13 protein-coding genes are annotated in these 17,270 nt (G+C 37.6%); 8 read left to right on the top strand and 5 right to left on the bottom strand.

Annotation, left to right across the window (positions count from 1 at the left end):
- Window positions 1-59: 59 nt before the first annotated feature.
- The 6 genes from ACFSO7_RS23760 (at window position 60) to ACFSO7_RS23785 (ending at window position 7,131) form a co-directional block, all read left to right on the top strand.
- On the top strand, window positions 60-875 hold the full coding sequence (locus ACFSO7_RS23760) for a LysM peptidoglycan-binding and 3D domain-containing protein (RefSeq protein WP_377879940.1): 816 nt from the start codon (window positions 60-62) through the stop codon (window positions 873-875).
- Between the two features lie 348 nt (window positions 876-1,223).
- Complete coding sequence (locus tag ACFSO7_RS23765; protein WP_377879941.1) at window positions 1,224-1,955, top strand: GntR family transcriptional regulator; 732 nt, start codon at window positions 1,224-1,226, stop codon at window positions 1,953-1,955.
- Window positions 1,948-3,510: a gluconokinase gene (gene gntK / locus ACFSO7_RS23770; protein ID WP_377879942.1), complete on the top strand. Its 1,563-nt coding sequence runs from the start codon at window positions 1,948-1,950 to the stop codon at window positions 3,508-3,510. Before ACFSO7_RS23765 ends, gntK begins: the two co-directional genes overlap by 8 nt.
- Window position 3,511: 1 nt before the next feature.
- Window positions 3,512-4,858 carry a GntP family permease gene (locus ACFSO7_RS23775; protein WP_377879943.1) on the top strand — a complete coding sequence of 449 codons (1,347 nt, stop codon included), beginning with the start codon at window positions 3,512-3,514 and terminating at the stop codon, window positions 4,856-4,858.
- 130 nt (window positions 4,859-4,988) lie between these two features.
- Window positions 4,989-6,299 (top strand): phytoene desaturase family protein, encoded by a 1,311-nt coding sequence (locus tag ACFSO7_RS23780; protein WP_377879944.1) that lies wholly within the window; start codon window positions 4,989-4,991, stop codon window positions 6,297-6,299.
- On the top strand, window positions 6,265-7,131 hold the full coding sequence (locus tag ACFSO7_RS23785) for an RNA polymerase sigma-70 factor (RefSeq protein ID WP_377879945.1): 867 nt from the start codon (window positions 6,265-6,267) through the stop codon (window positions 7,129-7,131). Before ACFSO7_RS23780 ends, ACFSO7_RS23785 begins: the two co-directional genes overlap by 35 nt.
- A 57-nt stretch (window positions 7,132-7,188) precedes the next feature.
- Here ACFSO7_RS23785 and ACFSO7_RS23790 read toward each other — a convergent pair whose 3' ends face one another.
- The 4 genes from ACFSO7_RS23790 to ACFSO7_RS23805 all read right to left on the bottom strand — a co-directional run bounded on the left by ACFSO7_RS23790 (window position 7,189) and on the right by ACFSO7_RS23805 (window position 12,039).
- Entirely contained in the window at window positions 7,189-8,868 is a 1,680-nt protein-coding gene (locus ACFSO7_RS23790) for a glycoside hydrolase family 13 protein (protein WP_377879946.1), read from the bottom strand.
- A 30-nt stretch (window positions 8,869-8,898) separates the two neighbouring features.
- The gene (locus tag ACFSO7_RS23795; RefSeq protein ID WP_377879947.1) at window positions 8,899-9,735 is read right to left on the bottom strand and encodes a carbohydrate ABC transporter permease; all 837 of its coding nucleotides are present in this window, start codon (window positions 9,733-9,735) and stop codon (window positions 8,899-8,901) included.
- The gene (locus ACFSO7_RS23800) at window positions 9,735-10,619 is read right to left on the bottom strand and encodes a carbohydrate ABC transporter permease (protein WP_377879948.1); all 885 of its coding nucleotides are present in this window, start codon (window positions 10,617-10,619) and stop codon (window positions 9,735-9,737) included. The genes ACFSO7_RS23795 and ACFSO7_RS23800 overlap by 1 nt, the downstream gene beginning before the upstream one ends.
- A 91-nt stretch (window positions 10,620-10,710) precedes the next feature.
- Window positions 10,711-12,039 carry an ABC transporter substrate-binding protein gene (locus ACFSO7_RS23805; RefSeq protein ID WP_377879949.1) on the bottom strand — a complete coding sequence of 443 codons (1,329 nt, stop codon included), beginning with the start codon at window positions 12,037-12,039 and terminating at the stop codon, window positions 10,711-10,713.
- A gap of 207 nt (window positions 12,040-12,246) precedes the next feature.
- Here ACFSO7_RS23805 and ACFSO7_RS23810 point away from each other — a divergent pair, with 207 nt between their 5' ends.
- Together ACFSO7_RS23810 and ACFSO7_RS23815 are read left to right on the top strand one after the other, a co-directional pair.
- Window positions 12,247-13,254: a LacI family DNA-binding transcriptional regulator gene (locus ACFSO7_RS23810; RefSeq protein ID WP_377879950.1), complete on the top strand. Its 1,008-nt coding sequence runs from the start codon at window positions 12,247-12,249 to the stop codon at window positions 13,252-13,254.
- 246 nt (window positions 13,255-13,500) lie between these two features.
- Window positions 13,501-15,744 carry an outer membrane protein assembly factor BamB family protein gene (locus ACFSO7_RS23815; protein ID WP_377879997.1) on the top strand — a complete coding sequence of 748 codons (2,244 nt, stop codon included), beginning with the start codon at window positions 13,501-13,503 and terminating at the stop codon, window positions 15,742-15,744.
- Window positions 15,745-15,955: 211 nt separating this feature from the next.
- On the opposite strand, the gene ACFSO7_RS23820 is transcribed toward ACFSO7_RS23815, so the two are convergent.
- Complete coding sequence (locus tag ACFSO7_RS23820) at window positions 15,956-17,092, bottom strand: PQQ-dependent sugar dehydrogenase (protein WP_377879951.1); 1,137 nt, start codon at window positions 17,090-17,092, stop codon at window positions 15,956-15,958.
- Window positions 17,093-17,270 lie beyond the last annotated feature (178 nt).

The raw sequence follows: 17,270 nt of genomic DNA on the forward strand, positions 1-17,270 counted from the left end.
AAAGATATCCATGTTACGATTATGGAAATTAGCAACCAAAGAACAAGGAGGGTAAAAGAATGCTTAATAAAATTAAAACATTTATAGCAGTTGCTGTACTCTCAGGAACTGTAAGTGCTAATGTACAAGCTGCAACGGTTACAGCACAAAAAGGGGATAACCTTAAGGATCTACCACTCGTATTTACTTCTTCAGAAGAGAATACCCATAATTTGAATCAACTTCAAACAGACCTTATTCGCCCTAGAGATGTTTTAAACAATCCACTGGAAAAACAATATTCCGTTAAACAAGGTGGCACATTACGGGACATACCAATAAAACATCATATAAATCGATCACTACCTAAGGAATGGGATAAATTAATTCCTAAAAACATCTATCCTGAATTAAATCTGTTAATCTTTGATGACTTAAATACTTCTCATAATGATATAACAGATAAAACAATGAAGTCGACACCACCAACTGTATCTGACCAAGAAGCTTCAAAAACTAAATCATCAAAGCCTGTAACTCAAGTATCGAAACCTGCAGCAAAGGTAACAAAGAAAAGTGCTCCTGTGGTAAAAGCTGTAGCAACAAAGAAGACAGTTACAGTTAAAGCTACAGCGTATACAGCTTCATGTGAAGGATGCTCTGGTACTACGGCTACCGGAATTAACATTAAAGCAAACCCACATGCGAAGGTCATCGCCGTTGACCCATCAGTTATACCACTTGGCAGTAAAGTTTATGTAGAAGGCTTTGGTGAAGCAACCGCCGCTGATACTGGTGGAGCTATTAAAGGGAATCGAATTGATGTCTTTATTCCTTCTGAACAAGATGCAATCAATTTTGGAGTAAAAAAATTAAAGGTCAAAATCTTAAACTAATATTCTTAAGACCAGCAATTCTAGAGTCTTTATTTGAGTACGAAACACTGCAAGTCCTTTCTCTATAAAGGAATTGTAGTGTGTTTTTATATCACTTTACTAACTAAAAAACCCCCCATATCTTAAAAACCTCTTCAATGCCCCTTCCATACTATTTTTCAACATCGGTTCCCCATTTTTTTGGATAGACACTATGTTTCATTCCCAATCATTCCAAATACCATAAAAAATGTAAAAAACTTCTATGTCTGAATGGGCACGAATTTTATAAAAGCGCTTGCATTATTAAAAATCTAGATTAAAATACTTGTATACAAGTACACTTGAATGTATCGAGAGGGTGAATTTATGATCGAATCAACGGAATTTTTATATCCTACAAAATGGCTATCCAAAGCTTCAGCTGGTGATCGTGTAACATGTGAGCTTAGAATGCGTATTATTTCTGGCATCATTGAAAGCGGTACCATTTTATCTGAGAATAAATTAGCAGCCGATTTCGGAGTGAGTCGGTCACCTATTCGAGAAGCTTTAAAAATACTTGCATCTGAAAATATCATTCGATTAGAAAGAATGGGTGCTGTTGTCATTGGTTTAAGAGAAAAAGAGATAGAGGAAATTTATGATGTCCGTTTGCTCATCGAAACGTTTGTATTCGAACGACTTGTAAGGATGAACGTTACAAATTTAGTAACGGAGCTTAGTAAAATACTTGAAATGATGAAAGTTGCCATAAAATATCGAGATGCTGATGAGTTTTCCTATCAAGATCTCTTATTTCATGAAACGATAATTCGTTCTATTAATCATTCATACATCCAAATGATCTGGAATAATTTAAAACCTGTGATGGAAAGCTTCATTCTTCTATCAATGCGCAAACGTTTCAAGGAAAAATACGATGACTTTACCCGAATAGTGGAAAATCATGAACTTTATATTGAAGCGATAAATTCAAAAGATAGAGCCCTTATGGTTAAATCCTTACATCAAAACTTTGATGATGTTCAAAATAAAGTAGAAGACCTTTGGTTATCTCAGCAAATGCTTTCTAAAGGAGTCGAGCAAGAAAATGACTAGCTATATGTTAGGAGTAGATATCGGTACAACAAGTACGAAAGCGGTATTATTTAGCGAAACAGGCGCAGTGATCGGGCAAGAAAACATCGGTTACCCGCTTTACACACCAGATATGTCTACAGCCGAACAAAACCCAGAAGAGATTTTTCAAGCTGTCTTACAGGCGATATCCAAAATAATGAAAAGCCATTCTCAAAAGAAATTGGCATTTATTTCATTTAGTAGTGCGATGCATAGTGTAATTGCAATGGACGAAAATGACCAACCCTTAACTCCATGTATTACTTGGGCTGATAATCGCAGTGAGGCATGGGCTCATAAAATAAAGGAAGAATTAAATGGACATGCCATTTACAAACGCACGGGAACACCCATTCATCCGATGTCACCATTAAGCAAAATCACTTGGATTGTAAATGAGCAAAATGGAATCGCTACCAAAGTTAAAAAATATGTCGGGATTAAAGAGTATGTCTTTAAGAAGTTATTTGATCAATATGTTGTCGATTATTCATTAGCTTCTGCAATGGGCATGATGAATCTAAAAAGCTTGGATTGGGATGAAGAAGCCTTACAAGTTGCAGGAATTACACGATCCCAATTATCTGAACTCGTTCCAACAACGAAAATATTTACGAACTGTCATCCAGACTTAGCGAAACAGATGGGAATCGATTCACAAACACCATTTGTCATTGGTGCAAGTGATGGTGTGCTTTCTAATTTAGGAGTAAATGCCATAAGAAAAGGTGAAATAGCTGTAACGATTGGTACAAGTGGTGCTATTCGTACCATTATCGACAAGCCACAAACAGATGAAAAAGGGCGAATATTTTGCTATTGCCTCACGGAAAAGCACTGGGTCATTGGTGGTCCCGTAAATAATGGCGGAATGATTCTTCGCTGGATTAGAGATGAGTTTGCTTCTTCTGAAATAGAAACCGCAAAAAGATTAGGAATTGATCCTTACGAGGTTTTAACTAAGATTGCTGAACGAGTTACACCTGGTGCTAATGGGTTGTTATTCCATCCTTATTTATCAGGTGAACGTGCACCTCTTTGGAATCCGAATGTGCGCGGCTCGTTTTTCGGTCTAACCCTTTCTCATAAGAAAGAACATATGATTCGAGCAGCTCTCGAAGGGGTAATTTATAATTTATATACCGTATTTTTAGCTTTATTGGAATGCATGGAAGGATCCGTTTCTCGAATCCAAGCAACCGGGGGATTCGCAAGATCAGATGTATGGCGTCAAATGATGTCCGATATTTTCGAAACAGAAGTTGTCGTCCCAGAAAGCTACGAAAGCTCTTGTCTTGGCGCTTGCCTATTAGGCCTTTATGCAATAGGCAAAATTGAATCATTTGAGGTAGCTTCTGAAATGATTGGAAGTACTTACAAGCACACACCAAATGAAGATGCAGTTAAAGAGTACAGACAATTACTTCCGATCTTTATTAACTTATCAAGATCGTTAGACAACGAATATAAGCAAATTTCCAATTATCAACGTGGATTAGTAAAAACAAACATAGAAAATATTGGGGGGAAATAAGATGCCATTAGTGATTGTAGCAATTGGAATATTAGCATTACTAATATTAATAATGGGTCTAAAATTAAACACTTTTATTTCATTAATTATTGTATCATTTGGTGTTGCCTTAGCTCTTGGGATTCCATTAGAGGAAATTGTTAAAACCATAGAAGCAGGTTTAGGAGGAACACTCGGTCATTTAGCGTTAATCTTTGGACTTGGAGCGATGTTAGGTAAGTTGATCGCTGATTCAGGTGGTGCGCAACGTATTGCAATGACCCTCGTTAACAAATTTGGCGAAAAAAATATTCAATGGGCAGTCGTTGCTGCTTCGTTCATTATCGGTGTAGCGCTATTCTTTGAAGTAGGACTAGTCTTATTAATCCCAATCGTATTTGCGATTTCAAGAGAATTAAAAGTATCTATTCTGTACCTTGGGATTCCGATGACAGCTGCTTTATCTGTTACACACGGATTCTTACCGCCACACCCAGGACCAACCGTTATTGCGGGTGAATATGGTGCAAATATTGGAGAGGTTTTACTATACGGTTTCATCATTGCCATTCCTACCGTTATTTTAGCTGGACCTGTATTTACGAAGCTTGCAAAAAAACTTGTTCCTAATTCATTCACAAAAACGGGTAATATTGCCTCTCTAGGTGAACAAAAAACATTTAAGCTTGAAGAAACACCTGGATTTGGAATCAGTGTATTTACCGCTCTACTTCCTGTTATTTTAATGTCGATTGCGACTATTATTAATTTGCTGCAAAAAACTATGGGATTTGAAGACAATAGTTTCTTGGCTGCAATCCGTTTTATCGGTGATGCTGGTACTTCCATGTTGATATCCTTATTAGTTGCAGTCTATACAATGGGATTAGCAAGAAAAATTCCAATCAAAAATGTAATGGAATCATGTACAACAGCGATCACTCATATTGGGATGATGCTCTTAATCATTGGTGGAGGCGGTGCCTTCAAACAAGTATTAATTAATGGCGGTGTAGGTGACTACGTAGCCGAGTTATTCAAAGGCACTTCATTATCACCCATCTTACTAGCATGGATCATCGCAGCCATCCTTCGTATTTCCTTAGGATCTGCAACCGTTGCTGCTTTAACCACAGCTGGTTTAGTGATTCCATTGTTAGGTCAATCTGACGTGAACCTAGCTTTAGTTGTACTAGCGACGGGAGCAGGAAGTTTAATCGCTTCACATGTTAATGATGCTGGTTTCTGGATGTTTAAAGAGTATTTTGGTTTAAGCATGAAAGAAACATTTGCCACATGGACATTACTTGAAACAATTATTTCAGTAGCTGGATTAGCGTTTATCCTTTTACTAAGTTTATTTGTATAAAAGCGCAGGGACGGTTCTTCTGCTTCCCAGAAGCAAAAGAACCGTCCCTGTGTTTTTTTGTGCTTTACACTGTCACATCCCTTCACCCTTTGTCGTCTTAAGTTATGAAATCATTTTAGGAGGTTATCTTATGACTCAAAAATGGGATATTGTCATTGTCGGTGGTGGGTTAGCAGGTTATGTTGCAGCAAATTATTTGGCTAAAACAGATTTGTCTATATTACTATTAGAAAAAGGAAGGAATGTAGGGGGAAGGGCTAGAACAAATAAGATAAATAACCAGTATTTTAATTTAGGCCCCCATGCTCTTTATAAAAAAGGAAAAGCCAAGTCTATTCTTGAAGAATTAGGTATTCACCTTAATGGAAAATCACCCAAATTAAGCGGCATATTAATTGAAAACAATATCGAATATGCTGCTCCATTTTCTCCTTTAGACCTTTTTACAACAGGTCTTTTAAATTGGAAAGAACGTGTGGATTGGCTCACCGTTTTGTCAAAAATAATGAGCATAAATCCTGAGAAGTTAGCTGAGCAAACTTTTCAACAATGGGTTAAGCAAGCAGCACAAACTAAAATCGTTGAGTCACTGCTTTATACACTCGGCAGACTTGCCACCTATTGTCATGCTCCTGAGAAAATGAGCGCAAAAGTAATGGTATCAAATATGAAAAATGCTATGGGTGGAGTACTTTATCTAGACGGTGGCTGGCAAACGATCATTGACCAGCTTCATAATAAAGCTATCCTTTCAGGTGTTCAGGTTCGATCACACTCCTCTGTTAAAAAAATTGTTCCTGTCCAACAGGAGCAATTTAGATTAGTTCTATCAAATGATGAAGAAGTTATCGGGAAGTATGTGATTTGTACAACTGGTCCTTCCGAACTTAATGAAATGCTAGATGGTCACGATCAAGACCATTTTTTCTCAAAAATTACTGCTGTAAGGGGGGCAACATTAGATGTGGCTTTAACACAGCTCCCTAACCCTAAGCTATTGTTCGCTATGGGCATTATGGCTCCTCTCTATTATTCTGTACACTCAAATTATGCACACCTCTCTGATCATACAAAAAATGTAATTCTTCATGTATTTAAATATCAACATCCAGATGACTCACACGATGCAAAAAGCGTTAAAAACGAGCTTGAACAATTCTTAGATACGCTACAGCCAGGTTGGCAAAAATATGAGATTACTAGTCGGTTTATCCCAAATATAACAGTGAACCAGCGTTTACCCCAAATTGGAGATGAGCACAAGCTGCGACGTTCTAAAAAAGAGATTCCAGGATTATATATAGCAGGAGACTGGGCTTCCCCCAATTTCATTTTGGCAGATGGAGCGGCCAGTAGTGGAAAACAAGCCGCTGAAGAAATTAATTTAAACGAAAAGAGGAAAAAAGGTGCAAATTACGAACGAAGATTATCAACAATTTAAACCATTGTTGTTTTCTATAGGTTATCGGATGTTAGGTTCGATTGTTGAAGCGGAGGATCTTGTGCAGGAGACTTTTTTAAAAGCATATCAGATAAATGTAGAGAACATAGATAATAAGAAAGCCTATTTCTGCAAAATGATGACCAACCGTTGCCTCGATGTCTTAAAGTCTGCACGGCGCAGGCGAGAACAGTATATGGGACCATGGAATCCTGAGCCGTTATTGATAGAGAAGTCTCTTGAATATGATCCATCTGAGAATGTTCTACAAAAGGAAGGATTGAGTATTGCCTATTTACGGATAATGGAGTATTTGGCACCAGATGAGCGAGCCATTCTTCTCTTGAAAGAAGCATTAGGTTTCACCTATTCAGAGATTGCTGACATTATTGAAAAGAAAGAAGAAAACTGTAGGAAAATTTTTAGCAGGGCAAAGCAAAAGATCTCACGAGTTGAAGGCGAAAGCTTAGACTATGAAAAGAATAAGTCAACGATTAATCGCTTTATACAAGCGTTTCAAATGCAAAATACGGCTGACTTATTAGAGCTTATATCTGAAAATGTCACACTGTATTCTGATGGAGGCGGGAAAATTACAGCTGCTGTCCGACCAATCGTATCACTTTCCAACGTTTTACCTTTTTTAAATGGTGTAGCCAAAAAAGCCACTGGAGACTTTTATTTTGAAGTGAAAAATGTCAATGGCCAGCCCGCAATCATATTTTCCATTAACGGAAAAGTTCATAGTATCCTTAGTTTTTATATAAATAATGATGACAAAATTAATGAAATGTATCTAACCTTGAATCCTGATAAATTGCCCATCCATTAAGTGCATAAGGGACGGTTCTTCTGCTTCCAAGAAGCAAAAGAACCTTCCCTATGTTTTCTAATATCGATAAACTCTTGCTTCATATGGCTGAAGCTTTATTTCTTTCATTTCACTATTATTTTGAACCGGATAGTTACTAATAAGAAGCTCTGGTGTTTCAATTTCTAAATGTTCCGGCAGTTGGAAAGTAGGTGTACCAGCAAAAAAGTTTAAAATAACTAGAAGTTTTTCATTACCTAGTGTACGAACATAGGCATAAATTTCTTTGTGATCATCAAGAATCATTTGGTAATCTCCGTATACGATGACCTCGTATTGCTTACGTAACTGGATTAGTTTCTTATAATAGTTAAATATGGAGTTCGGATTTTGTAATTGCTGCTCCACGTTAATCTTCGTATAATTCTTGTTGACCTCTATCCAAGGTATACCTCTAGTAAAACCTGCTTGTTCACTAGAATCCCATTGCATTGGGGTTCGAGAATTGTCTCTCCCTTTATGATGAATACTGTTCATCACTTGCTTTGGATCATGACCTTGTTTTTCCACTTTCTCTCTGTAATAATTAAGGATTTCTACATCACGATAAGACTCAATCGAATCAAACGCCACATTGGTCATTCCAATTTCCTCACCTTGATATACATAAGGTGTACCGTTTAACGTATGAATGTAAGTCGCTAATAATTTTGCTGACTCAGCCCAATAGGTTTGATCGTCTCCAAAACGGGATACAGCCCTTGGTTGATCGTGGTTATTAAAAAACAAAGCATTCCAACCTTTTCCATACAATTCAGTTTGCCATTTACTCATTATCTTTTTCAAATCGAGTAAACTCCAAGGCTGGACACCCCACTTCCCTTGGGTGCCGCAATCGATAGACGTGTGTTCGAATTGGAAAACCATATTGAATTCGTTTCGTTTTTCATCCACATAAAGTAGAGCTTCCTCTGGGCCAACTCCTGATGTTTCACCAACTGTCATAATATCATAATTACTAAGTACTTCACGGTTCAGCTTTTGCAGTTGTTCATGAACCTTCGGTAAGTTCGAAAACAACGGATAACCCGTATTATATCTTTCATCTTCCGGGTGCGGATCATCCGGAAATCCATCTGCTTTTCCAGTATGATTAATCGCATCTACCCGAAATCCATCAATTCCTTTATCTAGCCACCACTTTACCATCTTGTGGATGTCTTTTACGACTTCGGGATTTTCCCAATTGAGGTCTGGCTGCTTTTTCGAAAACAAGTGTAAATAATATTCATCAGTTGCCTCGTCATACTCCCAAGTAGATCCACTAAAAAACGATTCCCAGTTATTTGGAACCTCTCCATTAACAGAAGGACGCCAAATATAATAGTCACGCTTCGCATTCGTTTTGGATGAACGAGATTCAATAAACCAAGGGTGTTCATCGGAGGTGTGATTGACAACTAAATCCATGATCAGCTTCATCCCTCTTGCATGGACCTCTTTCAACAGCTGGTCAAAATCCTCCATCGTACCGAATTCAGCCATAATCTCATAATAGTCACTGATGTCATATCCATTATCATCATTTGGTGATTGATAAATGGGAGAAAGCCAGATGACATCGATTCCTAAGTCCTTTAAATAATCTAATCTTGAGATGATTCCTGGCAGGTCGCCGACTCCATCTGCATTACTATCCATAAAACTACGTGGATATATTTGATAAACAACCGCTTCTTTCCACCAGTTTTTATTCATAAAAACTCTCCTTTGCATCTTTCGTCAACATTATTTAATGGATCCCTGCATCACACCATTAATGATGGATCGCTGACCAATCATATACATGATTAAGATCGGAATGATGGTTAATAGAATCGCAGGAATCAGTAGCTCCCAGTTGTTCATATATGTACCGTTGAAAACTTTCATCATGACCGGCATCGTATACACACTTTCGTTATTCAATACTAAAGAAGGAAGTAAATAATCATTCCAGATCCAAAGTACATTTAGAATGGCTACTGTAACTGTAATGGGTTTGAGCATAGGAAAAACGATGATAAAAAATGTTTGGAGTGTATTACATCCATCAATTCTTGCTGCCTCTTCAATTTCAACTGGAATGGATTTAATAAAACCGTGAAAAATAAAAATAGATAGTGCACTTCCGAAGCCTATATAAAAGAAGATTAATAATGGAATTGGCATCGCATCAATCCAACGTAGCTTAGCACCATAAATATAAATAAGCGGAATCATCAATGTTTGAAATGGAATAACCATGGAAGCTACTAATATCGTGAAAAATATTTTGTTATACTTCGAGGGTTTCCTAACCATTTGATAAGCAGCCATTGCAGAGAAGAGTACGATAAATAAAGTACTTATCGTTGTAATAAGAAAGGTATTTTTAAACGTGACTAAAAAATTCATTTTCTCCATTGCAGCAATAAATTGATCAAAACTCCAGCTAGTAGGTAGAGAAAATGGATTCGTTAAAATCTCTCCATTATCTTTAAAAGAGTTGAAAATAAGTAAGATAAAGGGAAAGATAAAACTAACGAATGCAATGATGGAAATTAAATAAATAATTGTAGATGTCGCCATTCTTCTTAGCTTCATTACGCTTCAACCTCCATTTTCTTACTTGAATACACTTGAAATCCAGTAACAATAGCAACAATGACAAAGAGAATGATCCCCTCTGCTTGACCTGTTCCGTAATTCGCTTCAACAAAGGCTTTATTAACGACATGCATGGACACCATTTCTGTGCTGCCGAAAGGTCCGCCTTTCGTTAACGAGAAATTTAAATCATACACCATAAAAGCATTTTTTAATGATAAGAAGATAGTAACTACAAAAGAAGGAATCATTAATGGAATCGTTACATTAATGAGTCTTCTAAACGGACCTGCCCCATCAATCCGAGCGGCTTCCATAAGATCTTTCGGTATACTCACTAATCCAGCAATAAAGATAATCATCATATAGCCCGAAGTTTGCCAAATTGTCACGAGAACAAGCGACCAAAAGGCCATCTTCGGATCCCCTAACCAACCTAACTCCAACCATTCAATTCCGAGCTTTTCACCGATTGAAGGTAATGATTGTACAAAAATAAACTGCCATATATATCCAAGAACTAATCCACCTATTAAATTGGGGGTAAAATAAGCTGTTCTCATTGAATTTTGAATCCGTATGCCTGAGGTCACTAGGTAAGCCAACCCAAATCCTACTAAGTTTACAAAAAATACAGTTGCCACTACAAACCTAAGCGTTAACCAAAGAGATTCCCAAAACTTTGTATCCTTTACCGCATTCATATAGTTTTCTAGTCCTGAAAACACCATTGGATCAACAGGAGTATTCATTCTATTCAGCGTTATATAAACACCATAAATAAATGGAATCAAAACAGTTATCGTAAAAAAAACGGTAGTAGGACCAAGGAATAACAATGAATTCCCCATATTAGCAAAAAATCTTTTCCGTTGCGTCATTTGCTTCACATCCTATTCTAAAATGAAAACAAGTGGGCGAGAGATGAACCACTCGCCCACTTTTTGTGGTTTTACTAGTAATACTGACGTACTACTTTTGATTTTTAAAGTAATTCTCGATATACTTTGCCAAATCTTCTTTACTTTGTCCTTTTGCGATATACTTTTGAACTTCAGGACCGATAGTTGTAGGCCAATCTGCAGCATTGATATAGTTTGTAGCAAACGGCATTGTTCGATCGTTTGCAATCGCATCAGCAATGGACACACCAAGTGGGTTCGTTACTGTGTTTGGATTATTTTTGAAAGCAGAAATAACTTGTGCTTTATTCACAACGAAATCTTGACCTGCTTCGTCGTATACTAACCAATCAAGGAATTTCTTAGCAGCCTCTTGCTCAGCCTCTGAGGCTTTTTTATTAATAACCAGTACTTGTGTAGGACCAACTGCAATTTTGTTGTTTAATGGGTTATTTGAATCATTGTCTACGGCAATAGGCATAAATCCAAAGTTATCACCAGCAACCGCTTTTAATGAATCATAAGCCCAGTTTCCATTAAATAGAATAGCAGATTCGCCTTTACCAACTGCTAAATGTGCAGCATCATAGTACTGACCAATTGGACGTTTACCAAATTCGTTATATTTCTCAGATGTTAACAATTCTAATGTGCTATAGTAACCATTCCACGTTGCATTTTCTTTAAGGTTAACAGAACCAGCTTTTAATTGATCTACTAGAGTACTAGGATCTTCCTCTTGATTTAAGAATAATGAGCTGTAGTGATTTCCAACAGACCAAGCTTCTGTTTGATAGGCAACAGGAGATTTAACACCAGATGCCTTCACTTTATCTAATAGTTCTTTTAACTTGTCTTGTGTATTGATAGAGAATGGATCAAACGTACCACCAACAGCATTATCTAGAACTTTTTGGTTATATACTAGCCCCATTCCCTCTACAGCAAACGGAAAGCCAACGACTTGACCGTCAGAGTTTTTAAGTGCAGAGCTTGTTTCAGCTATCCATTTCTCATTGGATATATCTGTTCCGACATCTTTGTATTTATTCAAAGCAGCATATGGGTCAAACATAGCCAATGTAACGACTTTTCCTGAAGCAGTCAGTTTATCATACACATTTAATGTATCCCCAACTGCAGCAGAATTTACCTCTACTTTAATATCTGTGTTCGTATCCATAAATTTCTGTGCTGCTTCTTTGAACTGAGCATCAATTTCACCTTTAGCATTTGTAACAATAATTGTTACAGGCGAATCTGAATTCTTTGAATCCTTGTTTTTTGAATCTGATGAACTTTCCTTTGAGCCTCCTGTACATGCTGCCAATGATAAAGCTAAGGCACCTGTAACACCAAGCATTGTTGTCCTTTTAAGCGCTTTCATAAACTTGCTCATTTAGTCATCCCCCTTTAATCCAAGAACTTTATTTCTTTTTAGGAAATTTTATTGCCTGTACGCCGATTATATGACATTATATTTCCTAGGTCAACGAAATATTTCTATTTTTTGCCTACATTAGAAAAACCATAAACACGATCATTTATTTACAACTAATAAATACTTCTTTACACTTAAATTATCTTAAAAAAGGTTGTGATCGGATTGAAAATCACGTTAAAGGAGATTGCTAAACTCGCAGATGTCTCAACTTCAACTGTCTCCAGGGTAATCAATAACAGTAAACCTGTTAATGATGATATTCGTAAACGTGTATTGAATGTTTTAAAAGAAACGAATTATCTTCCTTTCGTTGCTCAAAGCCTAACTCTTCAACAGGATCAACTTTTAATAGGCGTCATTTGCCCTCAATATAGTAATACTGTTCTTGATGATTTAATTGCAGGAATAAATAAAGTCTGCAAATTATATGGATATGACACGGTCATTGGATTAACAGATGGAACGATCGAAAACGAACTTTATTATATTGATTTATTTAGTAATAAATTATCTGTTCAGGGTATGATTTTTATGGGGCAGGAATGGGAGGAAAAGCACTTAGAACTTATTAAAAAAAATCTAACGCCTGTCGTCCTAGCTGGCCAAATTTCTCCTTTTCCCTCCATTCCATCCGTTCATGTTGATAACATTACTGCTTCTTACGAGGCTGTTACCTACCTCTTACAAAATGGCCATCAAAAGATTGCAATGATTCGTGCAACAAACGGACCCACGATTAGGGAAGATCGATTTCAAGGATACAAGAAGGCATTGAACGATTCTGGAATTTCCGTTCAAGATAAATGGGTGGTTAATAGTGATTTAACGGTAGAAGGAGGCAGTCAAGCTATGGCAACCCTCCTAGCACATGAGCAAACACCAACTGCAGTTTTTTGCTCCACTGACTCCATTGCTATTGGAGCTATTACTTATCTAATGGATCATGGATACCGCGTTCCTGAGGATATCTCTGTTTTTGGATTTGATGGACTTGAACTTTCAAAATTGATACGTCCAAGTTTGTCTACCATTGAATACTCTGCAGTTGAAATCGGAATGACAGCTACAAGAAATTTAATAAAACTTTGCAAAAATGAACAGGAACAAGTAACTCATCATATCAATGTCATGCACCATCTTGTCGTTCGCGAAAGTACTAGGTCTTTATAATTTTAGAAGGATCCAGCAAATAACGGGTCCGTCCATTTATTTCAAAAAATGTGCTGTAGGGTGGTGAAAATTACCACCCTACTTATTATTTTCTCAAATAATTTCTCTAATAATCTACCATCAAAATTTTCGACTACTTGTATTATTTTAGTAGTTTCAACCTTTCCCATGCCCCAAAAATTTTAGATTATTTTATCAAAATACGGGTAAATTACCAGAAAAGGTATGGAAGGTTGTGTTGAATTGGTGAAAAGATTTGGTTGGATTTTTATGACATTATTGCTTTTGCTTGTTGCCAGTTGCAATACTACAGACAACTCCGAGAAAAATAAGACGACCTCGGAGGAAAACAAGGGCGAGGACAGCACGAAGGAATCTGAAGAAAAGGGTCCGAAAACTGGGTTGACCGACACTAACTATCGTTCCTTTCAACATATGGATTACAAAGGTAAGATTGCACCAAAGTTCGCCTCCGATGAACTAACCAAACCCCCTGCTGGGGATTGGATAACTCATGGAGGAGATATTCACAATAACAGATATTCTCCTCTTGATCAGATCAGTACTTCAAACGTAAAGAATTTAAAAGTAGAATGGGTCACAAGTTTGGGTTCAGGTTTAGAATTTAAATATTCCGGTGAGGCGACCCCACTTGTCTATGATGGTGTGATGTTCACAATTACGGGGGCACACCAAGTCCAAGCTCTCGATGCTAAAACGGGGAAAATGATTTGGGAATATCGACCAGAGCTTGCGGATGGGCTGAACACTGTATGCTGCGGATGGACAAGTCGTGGTGTTGCATTAGGAGATGGAAAGGTCTTTGTCGGATTATTGGATGCAAGACTAGTTGCTTTAGATCAAAAGACTGGGAAAGTACTTTGGGAAACTAGAGTAGAAGATTGGGAAAAAGGATATACCATTACAAGCGCGCCCCTCTATTATGACGGAAAAGTCTATACCGGAATTGCTGGTGGTGAATATGGAATTAGAGGGTTTGTAGCTGCTTACGATTCAGATTTAGGAAGAGAAATTTGGAGGACGTATACGCTGCCTGAACCAGGAGAAAAAGGAAATGAAACATGGCCGAAGGATAGCAAGAACTGGTTAACAGGCGGAGCACCGGTTTGGCAGACACCAGCGATTGATCCAAAATTAGGACTGATTTATTTTTCAACCGGAAATACCGCACCTGACCTAGATGGCAGCAAAAGGGCCGGTGATAATTTATACGCCGATTCGATTTTAGCCTTAGATGCTAATACAGGAAAATACAAATGGCATTTCCAAGAAGTACATCATGATATTTGGGATATGGACCCTTCAAACCCCGTTGTTCTCTTTGATGTAAAAATGGGAGGTCAAATGAGGAAGGGAATTGCTCAGGCTGGAAAAACAGGGTGGCTTTACATTTTGGACCGGACAAATGGGAAACCGCTTATTGGAATTGAGGAAAAACCTGTTCCACAAAACGCAAACCAAAAAACCTCCCCTACCCAGCCAATTCCTATAGGGGATGCCTTTGTACCACAGGCGGTCACAGAGGAAGATGTGAAGCGTGACTTACCAAAGGATTTTAAGGGTGAGATTGGTAGTATTTTTACTCCATTTTGGGATAAACCAGTGACTCTCAAACCATCGCCTCAAGGAGGAGCAAACTGGCCGCCATCTGCCTATAATCCAAACACTGAGTATTTTTACGTATTGGGTAATGATAATTACTTTGCCTATGCCCATTATGGGGAAGAAGAAAAAGACCGTTTCGAAGAGGGCAAAGAGTATATCGGAAGTGTCTGGCAGCCAGTAGAAAAGTCCCCAAGCCGTGGAACCGTAACTGCGCTAGATATTAAAACGAATAAAATCGTTTGGCAAAAGAATTGGGATGCCATTGCCTATAGCGGCCTTTTGACGACAAAAGGAAACCTCGTATTTACCGGGCATAATGACGGACGAATTATTGCATATGATGCATCCAATGGTGATCAATTATGGGAGTTTAAAATGGATGCAGGTGCAAATGCTCCTCCAATCACCTATACAGTTAACGGAAAGCAGTATATCTCCATTTTTGCAGCCGGAAATACACTTGCAGGAACAAAACATGGAGATAAAATTTATACCTTCTCATTGGAGGGTAAATATGGATCTGTACAGGACATTCCTAAGGATAAAATCAATATATCGCCAGTAAAAAATGAGGTAGCTACAACTGAAAAGCAGAAAACAGCGAATAAGAATAAAACAGAAGAAGAAGGAACAAACGCACTTGCCGAGGAAAAAGTCTATAAAAATAATTGTTTAGCCTGCCATGGTGCTGGTGGCGGAGGCGGACATAACGGTCCAAATTTACAAAATACAAAAATGGACCGAGATGCCGTCATCAAACAGGTGAAAAATGGAGGAGGTCAAATGCCTTCCTTTAAAGATACATTGAGTGAAAAAGAGATAGAAGCAGTTGCCGACTATGTAAAAAGCCTTGGTGGTGAATAATATTAGAAAAGCCAAGCGCCTTGATCAGCCCCGACAAGCAAATGCTTCGACACCCGGAAAGTCGTTCTTTGACTTTTTGGGTGTCGAACATTTGACCTCGAGGGGCTAGGCGCTGGAGCTAGACAATTTTCAAAGTCCAAAAATGTTATACTTAATTCAAAAAAGGTAATCGCTCCGTTTAGTGAACGATACCTTTTTACTTTATCAATTTTTAATTGGCAGATGCCTTTTCTGTTAAACTTAAATGTATTAACCTGTCATCTTTTTCGGTCGGTACACCGCGTTTATCACGGTTACTTGTAATGGTATACAACTCGTTGTTCTCTACCAGTACATCTCTTAAACGGCCTGCATCTCCATAAAATTCTTGTAATTGTTTATTGGCCAAGTCATAGGCAAATAATTTCTTTCCAGCTAAAGAAGCTATAAAGAGTTTTCCATCATTAAAAGCCATGCCTGATGGTGCCCAAGTGTCATCACCAGATAGAAGTATCGGTTTCACCATGCCTTTTGCTTCTTTATTCCCTTGAATAATAGGCCATCCATAATTTTTTCCTGCTTGGATTAAGTTAATTTCATCATTTCCTGATTGTCCATGCTCCGAACTATAGAGGTTTCCTTTATTATCCCAAGCTAACCCCTGAGAGTTACGATGACCGTAAGAGTAAACATAAGAATTTTTAAATGGATTGTTCGCAGGGATATCGCCATTTAGATTCATTCTCAAAATTTTTCCAGCTAAACTGTCAAGACTTTGTGCATTGTTAGACTGGCCAATGTCACCCGTTGTAGCATATAACATTCCATCCGGGCCAATTTTAATCCTGCCTCCGTTATTTACCATTCCGCCTGGAATGCCATCTAACAGGACTTCATCTTCCTTCCACGTATGATCTTCAAGTTTAAGTGAAATAATACGGTTAAAAGTCTGTCCATCTTTCTGATACGTATGATAGGCAAATGCTTTCTTTTGTGCAGCGAAATCAGGTGCTAATGTAAATCCGAGAAAACCGCCTTCACCTTCATGATAAATATCCTTTGTAACCTTTACATTCTGAACCTCTACTAAACCAAGGTCTCCGTCAATTTGAATAACCGAGCCCTCCCGCTGACTTAAGAAAAACAAATTTCCATTCTTATTAATGGTCCATGGGATGTTCAAATGATTCGCATTGACACTCCCATCATCCGTAAATGATACCTCAACTGCCTTGTTCGTTACCTCTTTCGCATCTTGCTCTAAGGAATTTTGTTTTTTACCTTCATCATTCCCATCCCAAAACAATGACACTCCAAGCCCCGCTACTAAAACGACCCCTAATACACTTAAAAATACTAATCTTTTCAAAATACCACCTCAAAATAAAATAATTTCCTCCAACAGTTTTGACATATTTCAGATTATTCAAACTCCATTTATAAAAATAATAAAGTTTATAGTAATCCGTTTATTAAAAGTAAAAGATCCAAATTCTATGTTGTAGAATTTGGATCTTTTATAAAATTTCTTTAACTCCATGTTTCCT

It is taken from the genome of Bacillus sp. CGMCC 1.16607, from assembly GCF_042683745.1.
Lineage (GTDB): Bacteria > Bacillota > Bacilli > Bacillales > Cytobacillaceae > Pseudoneobacillus.